20 protein-coding genes and 1 tRNA gene are annotated in these 17,111 nt (G+C 36.6%); 10 read left to right on the top strand and 11 right to left on the bottom strand.

Annotation, left to right across the window (positions count from 1 at the left end; all coding sequences use genetic code 11):
- The first annotated feature begins 84 nt into the window (after nt 1-84).
- Nucleotides 85-1,095, top strand: a complete 1,011-nt coding sequence (locus WG904_RS08250; RefSeq protein ID WP_339578833.1) for a response regulator — start codon at nt 85-87, stop codon at nt 1,093-1,095.
- A 103-nt stretch (nt 1,096-1,198) separates the two neighbouring features.
- Nucleotides 1,199-1,864, top strand: a complete 666-nt coding sequence (locus WG904_RS08255) for a hypothetical protein (RefSeq protein WP_339578834.1) — start codon at nt 1,199-1,201, stop codon at nt 1,862-1,864.
- 86 nt (nt 1,865-1,950) lie between these two features.
- Here the strand turns inward: WG904_RS08255 and WG904_RS08260 are convergent, their stop codons facing one another.
- Nucleotides 1,951-2,106, bottom strand: coding sequence for a hypothetical protein (locus tag WG904_RS08260; RefSeq protein ID WP_339578835.1), 156 nt, complete (start codon nt 2,104-2,106; stop codon nt 1,951-1,953).
- A 258-nt stretch (nt 2,107-2,364) separates the two neighbouring features.
- Here WG904_RS08260 and WG904_RS08265 point away from each other — a divergent pair, with 258 nt between their 5' ends.
- The gene (locus WG904_RS08265; protein WP_339578836.1) at nt 2,365-3,642 is read left to right on the top strand and encodes a Gfo/Idh/MocA family protein; all 1,278 of its coding nucleotides are present in this window, start codon (nt 2,365-2,367) and stop codon (nt 3,640-3,642) included.
- On the opposite strand, the gene WG904_RS08270 is transcribed toward WG904_RS08265, so the two are convergent.
- From WG904_RS08270 to WG904_RS08280, 3 genes are all read right to left on the bottom strand, one after another.
- Entirely contained in the window at nt 3,643-4,815 is a 1,173-nt protein-coding gene (locus WG904_RS08270; RefSeq protein ID WP_339578837.1) for a hypothetical protein, read from the bottom strand.
- Nucleotides 4,784-5,374 carry an RNA polymerase sigma factor gene (locus WG904_RS08275; protein ID WP_339578838.1) on the bottom strand — a complete coding sequence of 197 codons (591 nt, stop codon included), beginning with the start codon at nt 5,372-5,374 and terminating at the stop codon, nt 4,784-4,786. The genes WG904_RS08270 and WG904_RS08275 overlap by 32 nt, the downstream gene beginning before the upstream one ends.
- Nucleotides 5,375-5,441: 67 nt before the next feature.
- Nucleotides 5,442-6,119 carry a DUF4397 domain-containing protein gene (locus WG904_RS08280; RefSeq protein ID WP_339578839.1) on the bottom strand — a complete coding sequence of 226 codons (678 nt, stop codon included), beginning with the start codon at nt 6,117-6,119 and terminating at the stop codon, nt 5,442-5,444.
- Between the two features lie 247 nt (nt 6,120-6,366).
- On the opposite strand from WG904_RS08280, the gene WG904_RS08285 reads away from it, so the two are divergent.
- A complete protein-coding gene (locus WG904_RS08285) occupies nt 6,367-6,591 on the top strand; it encodes a hypothetical protein (protein ID WP_339578840.1) in 225 nt (74 codons plus the stop codon).
- A gap of 99 nt (nt 6,592-6,690) precedes the next feature.
- Here WG904_RS08285 and WG904_RS08290 read toward each other — a convergent pair.
- Nucleotides 6,691-6,763, bottom strand: a tRNA-Phe gene (locus WG904_RS08290).
- A gap of 237 nt (nt 6,764-7,000) precedes the next feature.
- Between WG904_RS08290 and WG904_RS08295 the strand changes: the two genes are divergently transcribed.
- Both WG904_RS08295 and WG904_RS08300 read left to right on the top strand, forming a co-directional pair.
- Nucleotides 7,001-8,296, top strand: a complete 1,296-nt coding sequence (locus tag WG904_RS08295) for a 4Fe-4S dicluster domain-containing protein (protein ID WP_339578841.1) — start codon at nt 7,001-7,003, stop codon at nt 8,294-8,296.
- Between the two features lie 169 nt (nt 8,297-8,465).
- Nucleotides 8,466-9,254, top strand: coding sequence for a (Fe-S)-binding protein (locus tag WG904_RS08300; RefSeq protein WP_339578842.1), 789 nt, complete (start codon nt 8,466-8,468; stop codon nt 9,252-9,254).
- 28 nt (nt 9,255-9,282) lie between these two features.
- Here the strand turns inward: WG904_RS08300 and WG904_RS08305 are convergent, their stop codons facing one another.
- Nucleotides 9,283-9,759, bottom strand: a complete 477-nt coding sequence (locus tag WG904_RS08305) for a hypothetical protein (protein ID WP_339578843.1) — start codon at nt 9,757-9,759, stop codon at nt 9,283-9,285.
- A 53-nt stretch (nt 9,760-9,812) separates the two neighbouring features.
- Here WG904_RS08305 and WG904_RS08310 point away from each other — a divergent pair, with 53 nt between their 5' ends.
- Nucleotides 9,813-10,316 (top strand): ABC transporter ATPase, encoded by a 504-nt coding sequence (locus WG904_RS08310; protein WP_339578844.1) that lies wholly within the window; start codon nt 9,813-9,815, stop codon nt 10,314-10,316.
- A 138-nt stretch (nt 10,317-10,454) separates the two neighbouring features.
- Nucleotides 10,455-12,881 carry an AsmA family protein gene (locus tag WG904_RS08315; RefSeq protein WP_339578845.1) on the top strand — a complete coding sequence of 809 codons (2,427 nt, stop codon included), beginning with the start codon at nt 10,455-10,457 and terminating at the stop codon, nt 12,879-12,881.
- Between the two features lie 29 nt (nt 12,882-12,910).
- On the opposite strand, the gene mtgA is transcribed toward WG904_RS08315, so the two are convergent.
- Nucleotides 12,911-13,633 (bottom strand): monofunctional biosynthetic peptidoglycan transglycosylase, encoded by a 723-nt coding sequence (gene mtgA / locus WG904_RS08320; protein WP_339578846.1) that lies wholly within the window; start codon nt 13,631-13,633, stop codon nt 12,911-12,913.
- A gap of 74 nt (nt 13,634-13,707) precedes the next feature.
- Between mtgA and WG904_RS08325 the strand changes: the two genes are divergently transcribed.
- Nucleotides 13,708-14,118 carry a DUF1801 domain-containing protein gene (locus WG904_RS08325; RefSeq protein WP_339578847.1) on the top strand — a complete coding sequence of 137 codons (411 nt, stop codon included), beginning with the start codon at nt 13,708-13,710 and terminating at the stop codon, nt 14,116-14,118.
- Between the two features lie 100 nt (nt 14,119-14,218).
- Here WG904_RS08325 and rplI read toward each other — a convergent pair whose 3' ends face one another.
- From rplI to WG904_RS08345, 4 genes are all read right to left on the bottom strand, one after another.
- Entirely contained in the window at nt 14,219-14,662 is a 444-nt protein-coding gene (gene rplI / locus WG904_RS08330) for a 50S ribosomal protein L9 (protein WP_339578848.1), read from the bottom strand.
- 9 nt (nt 14,663-14,671) lie between these two features.
- The gene (rpsR, locus tag WG904_RS08335; RefSeq protein ID WP_055132310.1) at nt 14,672-14,935 is read right to left on the bottom strand and encodes a 30S ribosomal protein S18; all 264 of its coding nucleotides are present in this window, start codon (nt 14,933-14,935) and stop codon (nt 14,672-14,674) included.
- Nucleotides 14,935-15,297 carry a 30S ribosomal protein S6 gene (gene rpsF / locus WG904_RS08340; RefSeq protein ID WP_339578849.1) on the bottom strand — a complete coding sequence of 121 codons (363 nt, stop codon included), beginning with the start codon at nt 15,295-15,297 and terminating at the stop codon, nt 14,935-14,937. The genes rpsR and rpsF overlap by 1 nt, the downstream gene beginning before the upstream one ends.
- A gap of 167 nt (nt 15,298-15,464) precedes the next feature.
- On the bottom strand, nt 15,465-16,055 hold the full coding sequence (locus tag WG904_RS08345) for a hypothetical protein (protein ID WP_339578850.1): 591 nt from the start codon (nt 16,053-16,055) through the stop codon (nt 15,465-15,467).
- A 170-nt stretch (nt 16,056-16,225) separates the two neighbouring features.
- Here WG904_RS08345 and WG904_RS08350 point away from each other — a divergent pair, with 170 nt between their 5' ends.
- Entirely contained in the window at nt 16,226-17,101 is an 876-nt protein-coding gene (locus WG904_RS08350; RefSeq protein WP_339578851.1) for an AraC family transcriptional regulator, read from the top strand.
- Nucleotides 17,102-17,111: the final 10 nt, after the last annotated feature.

Here is a 17,111-nt window from a genome sequence, read left to right on the forward strand (position 1 = left end):
ACCAAACTACTACACATTTTTCATAATCACATCTATACATATCGCTTTTTTAAATATGCAGTTTTGCAACACTAAACATACGATATGGAAATGCTACAGAAAGAATTTAAGGTTCTGGTAATTGAAGATAATGTGGGTGATTACGAGTTGGTAGAATTGTACTTAAAAGAGCATTTTCCTCTTTTAATCCTTCACCATGCAACTTCCTTTAGCGAAGCTAAATCAGTATTGAAAATCGAGGCACCCTCCCTTGATGTGATCCTTTTAGACCTCTCATTGCCCGACACAAATGGTTCAAAACTAATTAATCAAATCTTAGCCATTAGTTCGAACACCCCGATACTTGTATTGACAGGTTATGAAGACGTTGCCTTTGGCGTTAAATCATTAGCAAAAGGGGTTGCAGATTACATTATTAAAGACGATTTAACCTCAACCCTACTCTATAAAAGTATATTATATAGCATAGAACGTAAAAAAGCAATAACAGCTCTTCAAGAATCGGAAAAGCAATACAGTGAACTGTTTCATTTAAGTCCACAGCCCATGTGGGTATTCGAACCAAAGAAAAATCTTTTTTTAGATGCAAATGAGGCGGCTGTTCGCCAATATGGTTATTTGAAAGAAGAATTTCTGTCGATGTCTAGTGAAGAAATTAATCAACAGCTTAATGTATATGGAACTTGCGACATTAAAGAAGATCCTAAAGTTCATTCTCCAGGAATATGTATTCATAAGAAAAAAAATGGCGAATATATAAAGGTCGATATACACCGTAATAGTATCGAATATAAAGGGCAAGAAGCATTTATTATTTTGGCAAACGACGTAAGCGATCGGCTCGATTATATTAAAGCAATTGAGGTTCAAAACAAAAAACTCAAAGAGATTTCTTGGATCCAATCGCACAAAGTTAGGGCCCCTGTAGCACGAATTTTAGGTCTAGTTGGCTTAATCAAAGATGAAAATTCAGACGACAAAAATCAAATCATAGACTACCTCTATCACTCGGCAAACGAATTAGATGATGTGATTAAAGACATTAATAAGAAAATTAACAGAAAAGAAATTCAGAGGCTCATTCATGTTTTGTAAACCAAACAACGACATAACTTTCATAATTGTAACGATATTTTAGTAACCAACATAATCGCAATTTTGAATTGTTCTATTTAATTAACCATTTAAAGATTGTATTATGAAAAACCAAAGCATCACAACAGCATTAAGAAAAGGTATCGTAAACCTTTTAATTATTGGAACTAGCTTAATGGTTATGTCTTTTAGAAACATTGGGCCCACTCCAAACACCTATCAAATCATTAGTTCAAAAATTTCTATTGAAGGAACTGGAAAATTTAGCCAAATGAAATTAAATGCAGGCAATTGCAACGTTGAAGGCCAATTTAGCACGGATAGCGATCTATTAGAAGATATAAAAGACCTGCGTTTTTCCATTCCAATAGATCAAATTAATGCTCGCACTCAGCAAGATGCAGAAATGATAAAAACCTTATTTAAAAATAAAAACTGTAATGAAATTACTTTTAACCAAAAAAGCCTGATGGTACTTCCAATCATGAAAATGGTGCACATGATAGGAGAAATAAAAATAGGGAATGAGAAGCATGCTGTTCCTATGCAAATGCAATACTTAGCTAATGAAGATGGAAGTATAACTCTTTATGGTAGACAGTTTGTTAAGCTTAGCGAATTTGGCATCATTTTACCCAATACTAAACCTACTGATGTAGAAGAAGAAATTACCATTAATATTTCAATACAATTAAATAAACCACTACCAAACTTTGCCAAATTAATTATTCCCACCTTTCTACAAAAAGAAAGCGGAAATAATCTTTAATCGACTATTCCCGCTTATCTAAATTAACGCTCTCATATATATAGACGCTTGCATTTTTAGAATATTGTATATTACATAAAATAAATTTAAGAGAAGGCTATTTGGAAAGCATAGCCTTCTCTTATTGCATTTACGACAGACCTTGGCGTTAATACTTCTACACGTGTTAACGCTGAAATTTCTTTTCCTTCTTCATAACCAAAAGGCGACCAAAGGTAAATTTTTTGCAGTACCTCATCCAATTCTATGATCGAGGTAAATCAAAACCATATGTTGGATTCCCTTTTAACCAAGCTAATTTAAATCGTTTAGCGTTATCATGTCTGCATTCGAAGCGAGGCTGCAAATACATTATACAATAAATTTCGAAACCATCTATAATTTTGCTATTTCTTTTAAATAGGTAATTGAACTTGAAGTTATTACTGTAATGCACAAATTAATGTGCGCATTCGGATTTATTAATTTTAAGTGCTAACTTGATTAAAATTAACAACCCAATGAACAGGAAGAACTTTCTTAAAACTACCTTAATCAGCGCCGCAGCATTTACCATTCTGCCTCGCCATGTATTTGGAGGGAGTGGCTATTTAGCGCCTAGCGATCGAATCAATTTAGGATTTATAGGAACTGGGAAGCAATCGTTAGGTTTGTTAAGTGGAATGGCAAAATGCCCTGAAACCATGATTTTAGCGAGCTGTGATGTTGACCGTAAAAAATTGGCTCGTTTTACTTCATCAGCTAATGCGGAAAATCAAAAGAAAGCAGGCACTCCAATTAGCACCTATTCTAAATATAGAGAGCTATTAGCACGAAAAGATATCGACGCGGTTGTAATTGCTACGCCCGATCATTGGCATGCGCAGATTGCAATTGATGCTGCTAAAGCAGGAAAAGATATTTATTGCGAAAAACCTTTGTCGCTAACCATTGCCGAAGGAAGAGCAATGGTAGAAGCAACACGTAAATACAGGCGTGTTTTTCAAACTGGAAGTATGCAGCGATCGTATTTTAATTTTAGGCAGGCTACCGAATTAATTAGAAATGGATATATCGGTACAATTAAAGAAATTAATGTCTCGGTAGGTGTTCCCGTAGTTGAAATCGATTTACCTTCGATGCCGATTCCCGAATATTTAGATTGGAATACATGGGTGGGCCCGTCGGCCTACCGCGGCTATTCGCCCATACTAGCCCCACCTATTGAAGAAAATGTGTGGGCCCGTTGGCGAGAGTACAAAGGTTTTGGAGGTGGATATGTTACCGATTGGGGGGCTCACATGTTTGATATTGTACAATGGGCTTTAGACATGGATGAAAGCGGTCCGGTAGAATTTAATCCACCTAATACACCTGGGGCAACAGAAGGTCTTTCTTTTGTGTACGAAAATGGTGTTATCGTTAATCATAAGCGGTGGACTTCTTCAAATGCTATACAATTTATTGGGAGTGAGGGTACACTTGAAGTTTCGAGAGAGTTTTTACGATCTACTCCAGTTAACCTTGCGAAAATCGAAATTAAATCTTCCGATAAACGAGTTTACTTTAGCGATAATCATTACCAAGATTGGATCAATTGCATCAAGAAAAGAACGAAACCTATTGCCGATGTAGAAATTGGACATCGCACCGCTAGCATTTGTAATGCCGTAAATATTGCGTATGAATTGCAGCGCCCCTTAAAATGGAAGCCAAAAAAAGAAAAATTCGATGATATTTCGGCTAATTTAATGATTTCTAGACCGTATAGGGCACCGTGGGATTTTAGAAATTTCTAGCTAAAAATCAACACTAAGCTTAATTCCACCTTGCAGCAACTTTATATTTTCAGAAGAAACGCTACTAAAAGGAACTTTTACAAAGGGTCCAATATTTAATTTTAGGTTACCAATTGCTTGTTTTTTACCTGCCGAGAAGTTAAAAAAGCCCATATAATTGTTCAATGGCGCTATACTCTCTTCGGTTTTTCTTTCCGAAACCACTTTGTAAACGTCGTTCGCTAATCCGGCATTAGGCGATGAAAGGGCTACGGTTTTTTCTTCCAAAAAATTGTACTCAAGCTTATCCTTTAGTAGACCCAAAGCCGAAACTCCAGCTGAAGCATAAAATCCGCCACTCGTTTGATATTGTATTCCTAAGGGCAACTCTAAACCAGATACTGCAAGATTCGCACTCTCAGGGGTAGTATTTGCAGCGGCAAGCGATTTTCCGTTCGACTTGGCATTAAGTGAGGTGTACATCAATCCACCATTAATCGAAAAGTGCCTCCCTACCTTATAAGAAAGTTCCATACCTGCGCCAAAGTTCACTTTCTGATTGCTTACTGATGGAGAAACTACTAAGGAATAGGTAAGTTTACTTTCGCTTTTTTCGGTGATGACATCTACACGTTTGCGGTTAGCCAAACTATCGTATGCCCCAGGGAGAACTTGGGAGAACTTATCTTTTTGCTGAACAATAGACTTATCATTACTGACAATTGATGGCGCTGTTATACTATTCTCTGCTGAATGCTGTTGTATGGGTTCAGGTTGATGTATTTGAACAGCAGTTTCTTCAATTGGGTTTTGATTTGTTACAACAAGGCTGCTCGCACTCGAGGCATTCGAGCGATTTGCGGAAACAATAGGGTTATTTTGCAGGGGCGGATTCAGAGGTTGCCTATCCTCTCCTTTTACTGGTCTTTCATCGCCCTCTTGTTGCTTTTTAATATGTTTTACTACTATATTATCCTTTTCAGGCGTGTTCTTGATCGCGATTTCGAACAGTCCGAATCCAAGGCATAGCAAAATAATTGCAGCTGCTGCCCATGTATACATTGGCCATCGTTGCTTTTTCTTTTTTCTGTTCGCATCAAATTCTTCCCACGCGCCAAGCTCATAGGTTTCCTCATGAGTTTGCAGAACCTCCTCTATCTGGTTAAACAACCCTTGTTCTTGTTCTTTGTTCATTTTCTTCTGCTTGATACAATATCATTAATTTCTCTCTTGCCCTTTTAAGGTAAACCCTGCAAGTGTTTGGCAACATATTTAATTCCTTGGCAATTTCGTCGTGTGAAAACCCTTCTATAGCATACATATTAAAAATTACGTGTTGGAGCGGCGGTAGCTGATCTAGCAAAGCCATAATATCGTTAAACGACAATCGATTTACTGGTTGCACAGACAACTCAATTATGCTTTCTTCAGGAACATCCTCCACGTGGATCAATTGTTTATGCGACCTGAACTTGTCGATCGCCATATTTGCGGTGATTTTTCCGATCCAACCTTTAAATACCTTTGTGAGTTCGGGATCATCACCAACAAAATGAAAATCTTGAATCTTACTGAAAATCTTTAGAAATGCATCATTTACCAGTTCTTTTACCATCTCTCTTTCTCTCAAATATCGAAAGGCAACACCTGCTATATAGCCATAAAAGCCTTTATATAGCAGTTGCTCACAAGTAATATCCTTATTCACGCAGCCTTCGATAATTTTTCTTAAATCAGGTATCTTTTTGTGCACTTTAAAATGTTATATCTCCACACCTTACCAAACTTAGAAGTTTGTTAAAGTGTGGAGATTATCGTTTTTAATAATTTTTAATAACCGAAACGCCAAGTGCGTCGTTACCTGTTTCGCCTTTAGCACCCTTCGCCCATATCGTATAGCTATGCCCGCTCTCCAAAGTTACTTGCGGTATGCTTACTGTATCGGTTAGGGCAGCATTGTTTCTAATTACAAAGGTATAACCCGTATCTCCATTAACCGCAACAAAATCGCTAGCAGTTTTATACGCTTTTTGTGTAATTAGCGTCGACCCATTGGTTAATCCGAGGTTAAGTACGCCTGAATTTATCCCCATGTTTACAAATCGGATATGTGCTTTGCCCGCAGCGGTTTTGGTAAGGCTATCTTTCAAAAGCACCAATTCGGTTTCCGGCCATTTTCCCGTCAAAAACACCGAATAGAATTTGCCATCCTTAAGGTTAAACTTTGCAGAAATCTTTTTATTGGAGCCTTGATAAAATGAAATTTCTCTTTCTCCTGAGTACGCATTCAAATACCCCATATTTTTTCCGAAAGTAAATAAATCATCGTTAATTTTATTTTCGCCAATAAAAGCATCCAAAGCTGGCGAACCTGGTGAAGCATTTACAAAGGATAGCGCAGAGATTAAAGGTGTTTCTATAGTATCTTTTTTGCAGCTGGCAAATGCCATTACCACAACTGTTGCTAGTAGCAGTATAGTTTTTCTTGAATAGTGCATAATTTTTATGTTTATAAATAAATAGTAAACGGCTAGCTAACCTGTTTACAATTTAAACGAGTGTTTGATGGATGGCGTGACAAGGAGTGGATTATTTATTTACAAGTAGTTGATTTAGAGGCGAAAGAATTAAGAAATCAAGGTATTTTAAAAACATTAGCTGTTGCCTCATTGTCATAGGCACATTGTTAGCACGTGTAAAAGAAACTATGCTTACAACTCTTCCAATGCATCATCACGCTATTACATGAAGGTTCGTGTAAGTGCTAACGATGGTAAAGTTGGTCTAGTAAAAGGTGTATATACTGCTTATGCGCCCAGAAAGGGAGGTTACTTAAGCATGGCACGTGTTGGCGATCACAGCATAGGTATATTATCTAATACTGCAACCGAAGAAAACACCCAATCTCTTGCCAATCCCTGGCGCATTGATTTTCATCGTGTTAACTTACCCTGGATAAATGGTGAGTAAAATCGATAAATTTGAGTATTAAACGCAGAAATTAAACCTCACACTTGATTAAACCGCTTTAAACGCAAAAAAACCCCAGATTGCTCTGAGGTTTTTAAGTGGTATGGGCCGGGATCGAACCGGCGACACATGGATTTTCAGTCCATTGCTCTACCGACTGAGCTACCGTACCTACTTCCCGTTTGGGATTGCAAATGTAGTGTCTTTTTTTTTAATAAAGAAGATTTTTTAACTTTTCTTTTCTTAACCCTTAATAAACGCACTATTCACACTATAAATCAACTATTTACAGACACCACAAAACCTAAATTATTCATATCCATTCTAAATTTTTAATTTTATGCATGCATAGTAATATATTTTAAGATTAAAACTTTTACCTTAGCTTACAGATTAACCAATGTAAACTATGGCGTCTCAAATCGTATTCATCATTCTTTGCCTTACGGGCATCGCTTTATTTAGCTTTAACGTACGCAAGGTAATTCGAAATATAAAATTAGGGAAAGCTGCAGACCGTACCGATCAACCGGCAAAAAGATGGCTTACGATGCTTAAAGTGGCATTCGGACAGACCAAAATGGCAGCTAGGCCCGTTCCTTTTTTATTGCATCTGGTGGTTTACCTAGGCTTCGTCATTATCAATCTCGAAGTACTGGAAATTATGATCGATGGAATTTTCGGTACACATCGCGTATTCGCTGGCTTAGGCGGCTTCTATGATTTTTTAATTGGTTCGTTCGAACTTCTAGCCTTAGGCGTGTGGTTAGGCTGTGCTATCTTCCTAATCAGAAGAAACATCATTAAATTAAAACGCTTTAGCGGTGTAGAGATGAAGTCGTGGCCAAAATCGGACGCAAATTACATCCTAATCACGGAAATTCTTTTAATGACGGCATTCTTATTAATGAATGCAGCCGATGCAAAATTACAAGCACTGGGACAAGAACATTATATAAGCGCTGGTGCATTTCCAGTTAGTGTATGGTTACAAAATATTTTACCATCAAGTGCAGGGAGTTTAATACTTGTAGAACGCATATGTTGGTGGTTCCATATTGTTGGCATTTTTGCCTTTTTAAACTACTTACCTTATTCGAAGCATTTCCATATTTTGTTTGCTTTTCCGAACACCTATTTCTCAAATCTAGCGCCTAAAGGCGAATTTACCAATATGGTGAGTGTAAACAATGAGGTAAAAGCGATGCTCGATCCTTCTTTTGTTCCAGCAGAAACTGCCTCTGGTAAATTTGGCGCCAAAGATGTAAACGATTTAACGTGGATCAATTTGATGAATGCCTACACCTGCACCGAGTGCGGAAGATGTACTTCGGTTTGTCCGGCAAATATTACAGGAAAGCTTTTATCGCCGCGCAAAATTATGATGGACACCCGGGATCGGATGGAAGAGGTGGGTAAAAACATAGATAAGCACGGCATTGATCACCAAGATGGAAAAGCACTATTAGACGATTACATTACCCGTGAAGAAATATGGGCCTGTACCAGTTGCAATGCGTGCACCGAAGCCTGTCCAATAAATATCGACCCATTAGCCATTATAGTAGAACTCCGCCGTTTTGCAGTTATGGAAGAATCTAACGCACCCGCTAGCATTAATGCCATGTTGGGCAATGTAGAAAACAATGGCGCGCCTTGGAAATATTCACCTGCCGATCGATTAAATTGGGCGGAGGGAAATTAGCCGTCGATTCGTCGTCCGATGAATAGCTACAGGGTGCAAATACTTATCAGATGACAAGAAGTGGCGGCAATGAAACGCAAAGGAATATGAACAATGAAAGTATAGTAAGGTAGTTTAGCACCAATTCAGGCATCTAACTACTAAATACTAACTACTAAAAACTAAAAAAATGGAATTTAAAGTACCTACAATGGCCCAATTAATGGCTATGGGCGAAGAGCCAGAAATATTGTTTTGGGTGGGTTGTGCCGGAAGTTACGACGAACGTGCGCAAAAAATTACGCGCGACATCTGCAAGATTTTACATCATGTAGGTATTAAATATGCTGTTTTAGGAACTGAGGAAAGCTGCACAGGCGATCCGGCCAAAAGAGCGGGAAACGAGTTTCTCTTCCAAATGCAAGCGATCACAAATATTGAAGTGTTGAATGGATATAACATTAAAAAAATTGTAACCGGTTGTCCGCATTGTTTTAACACTATTAAAAACGAATACCCTGGTTTAGGTGGAACCTACGAGGTCATCCACCATACTCAATTAATTCAAGAGTTAATTAACGAAGGCAAACTCAAAGCCGAAGGCGGTGAAAGTTTTAAGGGCAAAAAAATTACGTTCCACGACCCATGCTATTTAGGTAGAGGAAATGGGGTTTATGAAGCTCCTCGAAAAGCATTAGAAGTTTTAGATGCGCAGCTGGTAGAGATGAAGCGATGCAAAAGCAACGGACTTTGTTGCGGGGCAGGCGGTGCACAAATGTTTAAGGAACCCGAAAAAGGCAATAAAGACGTTAACATTGAGCGAATTGAAGAAGCCTTAGCTACCAGCCCACAAGTAATTGCTGCAGGATGCCCATTTTGCATGACCATGCTAAGCGATGGCGTTAAAATGAAAGATAAAGACCAAGAGGTAAAAGTTTTGGATATCGCAGAGATTACCGCAAGAGCGAATGGACTTTAAAGGGATTCTGAAATCTTAAGTCATGAGTCTATTTTTTTGCTAATCGTGTATTTATTTGTTTAAACTGTTTGGCCAAATTATTCAGCACATCTTGATCGACCTCCTTTAATGGAATGACCATGTGCGTGGCCATCGAGTCTACATCCCCTTTTCTGTCGTTATGTGTTTGCACAATTACATCATCACTATTGGTATATAGAAGAAGTTCTCCTCTTTCGATGCTGCCATAATATTCGATATCTTTAAAACGTGACAAATTGAATGAAAAAAATTCAGTTTTTCCGTTGGCATATATCTTCTTATATTTACAAAAACCGTTGTTAGTAACCTGTAGTTCGAAGCGTTTTAAAGCTGCTCCATCTACCGAAGAATCATAATGTTTAAGTAGTGTATGCTCAATAATTTCTGTACTTTCTTCAGCGGTTTCAAACCCCGAACAAACAAATAAAACTAGACAGACCGAAAAGAAAACGGACTTTCTTGAGTACATTGTAAACTTTTGCATGATATAATGGTTTAAACTGATGTAAAAACAAATACTGATGAAAATTAAATAAAATGATAAATTTGAACATGATTTTTTCTCCACAATCTAAAGTTTGGATCTATCAAAGCAATCGCGCTTTTACCGCGAATGAGGTAGTTTCCATTCAGCAAAAGCTGGATGCATTTACAGCACAATGGAAAGCCCATGGGCATCAATTAAAAGCAAAGGCAGAAATCCCCTATAATTTCTTTATTGTATTAACCGTAGACCAAGATATGGCAAGCGCCACCGGCTGTTCTATCGACTCGTCGGTACGTATAATAAAGGAGATTGAGAACGAATATGGAGTCGATATGTTCGATCGTTTTAACATGGCTTATAAAATTGGAGACGAAGTTCATGTAAACAGCAAGGAAGATTTCGAGACCCTCATCACCATTAAAAAAATCACCCCAGAAACAATTGTTTTTAACAATTTAGTACAAACTTTAGAAGAATACGAAGAAAAATGGGAAGTTCCATTGGCCCAAAGCTGGCATAACTTTGTTTTTGCAGAACAATTGAATGTTTCCTAAAATCGTCCTAACGAGTGAGCACTAACAACGAGATATACCAATTATCTAATAGTTCTCTCCTCGCAACTCGTTCGAGATAACGAAATCCGTTAACAAACATTAGCTGCTTTATTTTGTTATATTTATTTAAACCAAACCATGAAACGCTGGCTAAAAATTCTTCTCAAAGTTGTAGCTGGCCTACTCGTGCTTATAGTGCTGGTTTGGCTTGGCGCAGCATATTATATCAACCATAATAATAAAACCATTTTAAATACTATCCTTACTCAGCTTAACGCCAATGTTAACGGGAAAATTGAAGTTAAAAGCATGGAAACTACCTTGCTTAAAGGTTTTCCGGGGGTAGCCGTGTCGCTAAGGAAAGTACTTTTAAGGGATAGCTTATTTAAAACCCACAAACACGATTTGCTAAATGCTGCTGATATCGATGTTTCCTTAAATGTATTCTCGCTTATTGTTGGAAACATTAAAATCAACAAAATCAGTATTAACAATGCAAATATTTACCTCTATACCGATAGTAATGGCTACAGCAATACCAGTATGTTTAAAAAAAATACAACTGGTAAATCATCTGAAAAGGATAAAAAAGCTTTCGAAATTAAGCGTATAGACTTTAACAAAGTTAATTTAATTGTCGACAACAGACGGCGATTTAAGCTCTTCCATTTCTTGGTCGACGAGCTAAATGGCAAAATAGACTATCCCGATTCTGGATGGAATGGAAATATAAAATTAAAAACGCAAGTAAAGAGTTTCGCCTTCAACACCAAAAAAGGTAGCTTTTTAGAGGGAAAAACACTCCAGGGAACCTTAATTACACATTATAATAACGAGCGAAAAGAAATTGTAATTGAGCAAAAAAAGCTAAAAATCGGAGAAGATGAATTTTTAATCGGCGCAAAAATAGATTTGGCAAAAAACGAATCTCCATTCGCAATTGACGTACGCGCTGATAATATTTTATATCAAAATATTTCCCTTTTACTCTCTCCAAATATCTCGTCAAAGCTCTTGCGTTTTGTGATCGATAAACCTATAGCGATTGTAGGGCATATTGTCGACGATGGAAACAAGGAGAATAAAGACCCTCGAATTGAGGTAAGAATCCAGGTAAAAGACAATGGAGTTACGATTCCATCTGGCCGATTAACTAACTGTAGTTTTACAGGCACATTTACCAACAAGGACACCGTTAACAAGCCTACCGGCGACCGCAATTCTGCCATTCGTTTTTACACATTAAGAGCCGATTATTATAATGCCCCTTTAAAAATAGACACTTTTGCGATCACGAATCTGGAGCGCCCAATTGCAGCTGGTTTTATCACCTCTCAATTTCCACTCGAAAAACTAAACAGTTCTATTGGCGGCGAGACATTTAATTTTAAAGGCGGCACAGCCGATGTACGCTTATACTGTAAAACTGATATTGATAATTTTAAGTTTGTTCGACCTGTTTTATCGGGAAATGTAATCATCAAAAATGCAGAAATTACCTATTTACCTCGAAATATGAGATTGGTAAATAGCAATTTAACCTTAAATTTTAACCATAAAGATCTATCCATCACCAAAAGCCGATTTCAATTGGGTAAAAGCGTGCTTAACATGAATTGTTCCATCCAAAACTTTTTGAATTTCTATTATTCAGCGCCCGAGAAGATTATCGTTAATTTAAAAATGAGCAGCCCCACCTTATCTTTAAGCGAATTCATGTCATTTTTAGGCCCACGTAAAGCTATAAAGAAAAAACCCATAGTTAAAAACTCTGCAAACGAGGTTGCAAATCAATTGGCAGCAGTGTTAGAGGCATCGAAAGTAAACATCCAGCTCAACGTAAATAAGGCAATTTATAAGCATTTTATGGCCAATAATTTAAAGGCTAACATATCGATGCTGGGCGATGGCATTTACTTTAACAAAATAAGCATCAGCCATGCTGGCGGAAGCTTAAACTTAAACGGAAACATTAAACAATCGGGTCCAATCAACAAATTTGTAATTAACTCCATTATCAGTAAAGTTAATGTCAAAGAGTTCTTTTATGCTTTCGAAAATTTCGGACAAAATTCAATTACCAGTCAGAATTTAAAGGGCTATTTATCGGCAAAGGTAAATGCTTCTGGAAATATTACCGATAAGGGAAGCATTGTGTCGAGATCCATGTACGGACAAGTTATCTTTAACCTAAGTAATGCTGCCTTGATTGGATTTGAACCCTTACAAAGGGTACAAAGCTTTGCTTTTCCAAACCGAGATTTCAAAAACATTACCATACCTAAGCTAGATGGAACCTTAACCTTAAATGGAGACAAAATAGACCTCCAGCCCATGCAGGTAAATACCAGTGTTTTAAATTTCAACATGAAAGGCATTTACGGATTAAGCAATGGCACCGATATTGCTTTAGATATCCCATTACGCAACCCAAAAAAGAACGAAGGCATTACCGACAAAGAAGAGTTAAAATTGGCCCGAATGAAAGGCATTGTTCTACATCTAAAAGCGATAGATGATGGTAAAGGGGGCATTAAGATTCGGTGGAACGGCGACCATGATTAGTCGGCAGGCTATAGCGTGTAGACTCATGACTAAAAATCTAGCGGCCCCAATCTTCGCATATTTCTTAAAATCAAATATTGGCGGTGATAAATGTAGCTTGTTGGTTTATTCGGATTCCATCGCAAAGGATTAGGAAAGCAGGCAGCTATTAACGCAGCTTCACTTTTACTTAATTTATTACACGATTTGCCATAATATTTCTGGGCAGCAGCTTCAGCTCCATAAATACCATCGCCCATTTCAATTACATTAAGGTATACCTCGAGAATACGTTCCTTACTCCAAAGCAATTCGATAAGTAATGTAAAATACGCTTCAAAGCCTTTTCGAATAAATGATCTTCCTGGCCAAAGGAAAACATTTTTAGCAGTTTGTTGAGAAATGGTACTACCTCCCCTTATTTTTTTGCCTTTAGCATTGCTAGCATAGGCTTTCTCGATGGCTTTAATGTCGAAACCCAGGTGTGTTAAGAACAATTGATCCTCTGCTGCCACTGCAGCCCTTTTCATGTTATCAGAAATATCCTCAAAATTTACCCATTTCTTATCAATTTTCGCCTTTTTATCGTCTGCTTTGCGCTCAAAATTACGTTGTACCATTAAAATGGTTATTGGCGGATTAATAAAACGGTAACTTAACACCCAAATTAGACTTACTAAAACAAACCATAAAATTATTTTGCAAGTAATTATACTAATTCGCTTAAATAATGACTGTTTAATTCGATCAGGTTTGGATTTCCTTTTTACCATTACAACAAATGTAAAGATTTATTTAAATTTATACTCGGCCTTATTAAAATTCGCATATCTTCAAACCCTAAAAAATGGCAACACCCAAATTATCAGATAAAGAGCAAGTTGATGAGCATATTGCTAAACTTGAGCCAACCATTAAACCTACCATCGAATATTTGAGGCAAATTATTTTAGCTACCGATCCAGAGATTAGCGAACGCATTAAATGGAATAATCCGAGCATGTACTATGCTGGCGAAATGAAACCTTTCGATCCGAAAGAATACAAAAGGGAAATTGTGGTTTTTAATTTACATAAAGGCAGAATTATGCTAGTTTTTCCATCTGGTGCAAAAGTGAGCGATGTTTCTGGCTTATTAGAAGGGAAATTTAATGATGGCAGGAAAATAATTGTTTTTAAAGATTTGGATGATGTTAAAACGAAAGAAAAAGATTTACAACACGTTATTAAAACTTGGTTAAGTAGAGTTGATAAATAAAACTTAGGTTTTACCCCTTACAAAAAAAGTCCCGACTATGAGTCAGGACTTTAATTATCATAAGATCCCGACCTTTTATTCGGGATCATAGCTGTTTGTTTTATTCAGCTACAACTTCGAAAGGAACTTTAACTTTCACTTCTTTGTGTAAGTTTAAGTTAGCTACGTACTCGCCAACCATTTTAGGTTCAGTTTCGAAAGTGATTCGACGACGATCTACATCAAAGCCTTTAGCTTTTAATGCATCAGCAATCATAATTGTATTTACTGCGCCAAAGATTTTTCCAGTTTCGCCAGCTTTAGCACCAATGCTCAATTTCACATCAGCTAAACGTTGTGCAATACCTTCTGCATCTTTTTTAATTTTATCTTGTTTAAAAGCAGCTTGTTTTAAGTTTTCTGCTAATACTTTTTTAGCAGATGGTGTAGCTAATTGTCCAAAACCTTGAGGAATTAGATAATTACGACCGTAACCTGGTTTTACTGTAACGATATCGTCTTTCTCACCTAGTGATTTGATATCTTGCTTTAAAATAATTTCCATTCTCTGCGCTTATTTTAATTGGTCAGTAACGAAAGGCAACAAACCGATATGGCGGGCACGTTTAACCGCTTGAGCCACTTTACGTTGAAACTTTAATGAAGTACCTGTTAAACGACGTGGTAAAATTTTACCTTGGTCATTAATGAATTTCAATAAGAAGTTTGCGTCTTTGTAATCGATATATTTAATACCATTTTTTCTAAAACGGCAGTATTTTTTTCTGTTATCGTCCACTTTAGGAGCGGTAACATATTGTATTTGATCCTTTGCCATTATACTCCAGCCTCCTCTTTCTTAGGTTTTTTGTTGAAAGCTCCACTACGTTTTTTCTCACTATAAGCAATCGCATGGCGATCTAATCTTACTGTTAAGAAACGTAACACACGCTCATCACGTTTTAACGCTAATTCTAACTTGCTAACTACTTCACCATCAGATTTGTATTCTGTAAGGTGAAAAAATCCACTTGCTTTTTTTGCAATCGGATACGCTAATTTTCTCAGACCCCAATTGTCTTCTGCGACAATTTCGGCTCCGCTATCAGTGATAATGCTTTTGAATTTGGCTACTGCCTCTTTCGCAACATCTTCTGATAACAACGGGGTAAGAACGATAACAGTTTCGTACTGATTCATCTTTGTTATTTAATTGTTTTTATTAGTTAATTTCCGTCACTAAAACGGGTTGCAAATGTACTAATAAATTTCCTTAATTCAAAGAGTTTTTCGACAATTAGTTATAAGACGAAAAAGAGGTTAACCATCTAAATGATCAACCTCTTTGCTTTTTTTATAGTGTATTCTTAATGTATTTTAAAAGTCTCAATATGCTCTTCACCTTTATAGCTTACCATAAATGTAAGTTCTTTTGCATCTGTTCTGCTTACGTCGAATTTCTGAGTAAGAGTAGCTGAGGTATAAGCTTTGCTAAACAACTGATCATTATATTCATTCACAATAACCACGTTTACTGCATCTTTATCTTGATTTTTAACGTTCAAGATAATCATATCCTTTTCTTTAACTAATACAGGCTTAAAAAGTTCTGTAACCAAAGGAGTAGAAAGTATTGCTTTACCGTCTATAATTGCAATTGTATACGTTGTAAGTTTTGATGGAGTTTCTAATTTTAAGGTATAATTTCCATTTGGGAAAGATTCTAGATTATAAACCTTTTTGGCAGCACCAGTAGCGTGGATTTTTTGCTCGTAAACCACTTCATCTTCAGCAGTTAAAATCGAAAGGTTAATATCATGCCCTTCATTGATGAGAAATTCTATCGATTTTTCATCGCCAGCTTTAACCTTTACTGAAAATTTATCATCATTTGCAAAAGCACCGAAAGAAGTAAATAATATGGCTGTTAGTAAACTAATTTTTAAGAAAGTTTTCATAATAAATCGTTTAAGGAGTTAATAAATTAATAATATCCAAAAGTACCTCTCATTTTACTGCTTTTTTTATTCCATATTCCCTTATATCTATGCTAGATTAACCACTTTACATTATCTTAACATATAAAGTATCAATAAAGCATAATTTTTTAAGTATTTTTGCGATAGAGATGATAAAACGTATTAAACCTAGCTTTGAAATTGTCGAATCTTCGTTCGGAAGTTCATTTTATTATTCAAAATATGTAGAAAATGAGAATAATAAGGCCCATTTATGGCATTATCATCCCGAAATTGAAATTGTTTTTGTAAATGGTGGCGCTGGAAAACGGCAAATTGGAAGCCATATCTCTTATTATACAGATGGCGATTTAATTTTAATCGGAAGCAATCTACCGCATTGTGGATTTACCAATGAGCATACTGGAAATAAAAACGAAACGGTTATCCAATTGAAACCAGATTTTCTAGGATCTACTTTTTTTAACCTACAAGAAACAAAATCTATTCTAGAGTTATTCGACAAAGCCAAGGGCGGAATTGCATTTGGTAGAGAAACGATGCGAGCAGTTGGCCCTCGTATCGAATTAATGGAAGAACAAGCTCCATTCGAGCGCCTACTTAGTTTACTTTCAGTTTTAAAAGACCTTAAAAACGCTACCGATTATAAAATCTTGAACGCTTCTGGCTTTTCGATGGAAATGCAAGTACAGGATAACGATCGAATTAATATGGTGTTTAACTACGTTAAAGATCATTTTACAGAAGAAATTAGTTTAGAAACCATTTCAGATATGGCTAGCATGACCGTACCCTCTTTCTGCAGGTATTTTAAAAAAATCACCAAAAAGACTTTTACCCAGTTCGTAAACGAGTACCGCATTGTACACGCTTCGAAGTTATTGGCCGAAAAACAAATCAGCATCGCCAATATTAGTTACGAGAGCGGATTTCATAATTTTAGCCATTTCAATAAATTATTTAAAGAATTTACAGGCAAGAGTGCATCTCAATACCGAAAAGAACTAAAATCGGTGATCAATTGATGCCAATATG

Origin of the sequence: Pedobacter anseongensis (assembly GCF_037482965.1) — a bacterium.
Classification (GTDB): domain Bacteria; phylum Bacteroidota; class Bacteroidia; order Sphingobacteriales; family Sphingobacteriaceae; genus Pedobacter; species Pedobacter anseongensis.

Coding starts and splice junctions, on each gene's coding strand:
- WG904_RS08250 (WP_339578833.1), top strand. CDS start 85: ATGGAAATGCTACAGAAAGAATTTAAGGTTCTGGTAATTGAAGATAAT.
- WG904_RS08255 (WP_339578834.1), top strand. CDS start 1,199: ATGAAAAACCAAAGCATCACAACAGCATTAAGAAAAGGTATCGTAAAC.
- WG904_RS08265 (WP_339578836.1), top strand. CDS start 2,365: ATGAACAGGAAGAACTTTCTTAAAACTACCTTAATCAGCGCCGCAGCA.
- WG904_RS08270 (WP_339578837.1), bottom strand. CDS start 4,815: ATGAACAAAGAACAAGAACAAGGGTTGTTTAACCAGATAGAGGAGGTT.
- WG904_RS08280 (WP_339578839.1), bottom strand. CDS start 6,119: ATGCACTATTCAAGAAAAACTATACTGCTACTAGCAACAGTTGTGGTA.
- WG904_RS08285 (WP_339578840.1), top strand. CDS start 6,367: ATGAAGGTTCGTGTAAGTGCTAACGATGGTAAAGTTGGTCTAGTAAAA.
- WG904_RS08295 (WP_339578841.1), top strand. CDS start 7,001: ATGGCGTCTCAAATCGTATTCATCATTCTTTGCCTTACGGGCATCGCT.
- WG904_RS08300 (WP_339578842.1), top strand. CDS start 8,466: ATGGAATTTAAAGTACCTACAATGGCCCAATTAATGGCTATGGGCGAA.
- WG904_RS08305 (WP_339578843.1), bottom strand. CDS start 9,759: ATGCAAAAGTTTACAATGTACTCAAGAAAGTCCGTTTTCTTTTCGGTC.
- WG904_RS08310 (WP_339578844.1), top strand. CDS start 9,813: ATGATAAATTTGAACATGATTTTTTCTCCACAATCTAAAGTTTGGATC.
- WG904_RS08315 (WP_339578845.1), top strand. CDS start 10,455: ATGAAACGCTGGCTAAAAATTCTTCTCAAAGTTGTAGCTGGCCTACTC.
- mtgA (WP_339578846.1), bottom strand. CDS start 13,633: ATGGTAAAAAGGAAATCCAAACCTGATCGAATTAAACAGTCATTATTT.
- WG904_RS08325 (WP_339578847.1), top strand. CDS start 13,708: ATGGCAACACCCAAATTATCAGATAAAGAGCAAGTTGATGAGCATATT.
- rplI (WP_339578848.1), bottom strand. CDS start 14,662: ATGGAAATTATTTTAAAGCAAGATATCAAATCACTAGGTGAGAAAGAC.
- rpsR (WP_055132310.1), bottom strand. CDS start 14,935: ATGGCAAAGGATCAAATACAATATGTTACCGCTCCTAAAGTGGACGAT.
- rpsF (WP_339578849.1), bottom strand. CDS start 15,297: ATGAATCAGTACGAAACTGTTATCGTTCTTACCCCGTTGTTATCAGAA.
- WG904_RS08345 (WP_339578850.1), bottom strand. CDS start 16,055: ATGAAAACTTTCTTAAAAATTAGTTTACTAACAGCCATATTATTTACT.
- WG904_RS08350 (WP_339578851.1), top strand. CDS start 16,226: ATGATAAAACGTATTAAACCTAGCTTTGAAATTGTCGAATCTTCGTTC.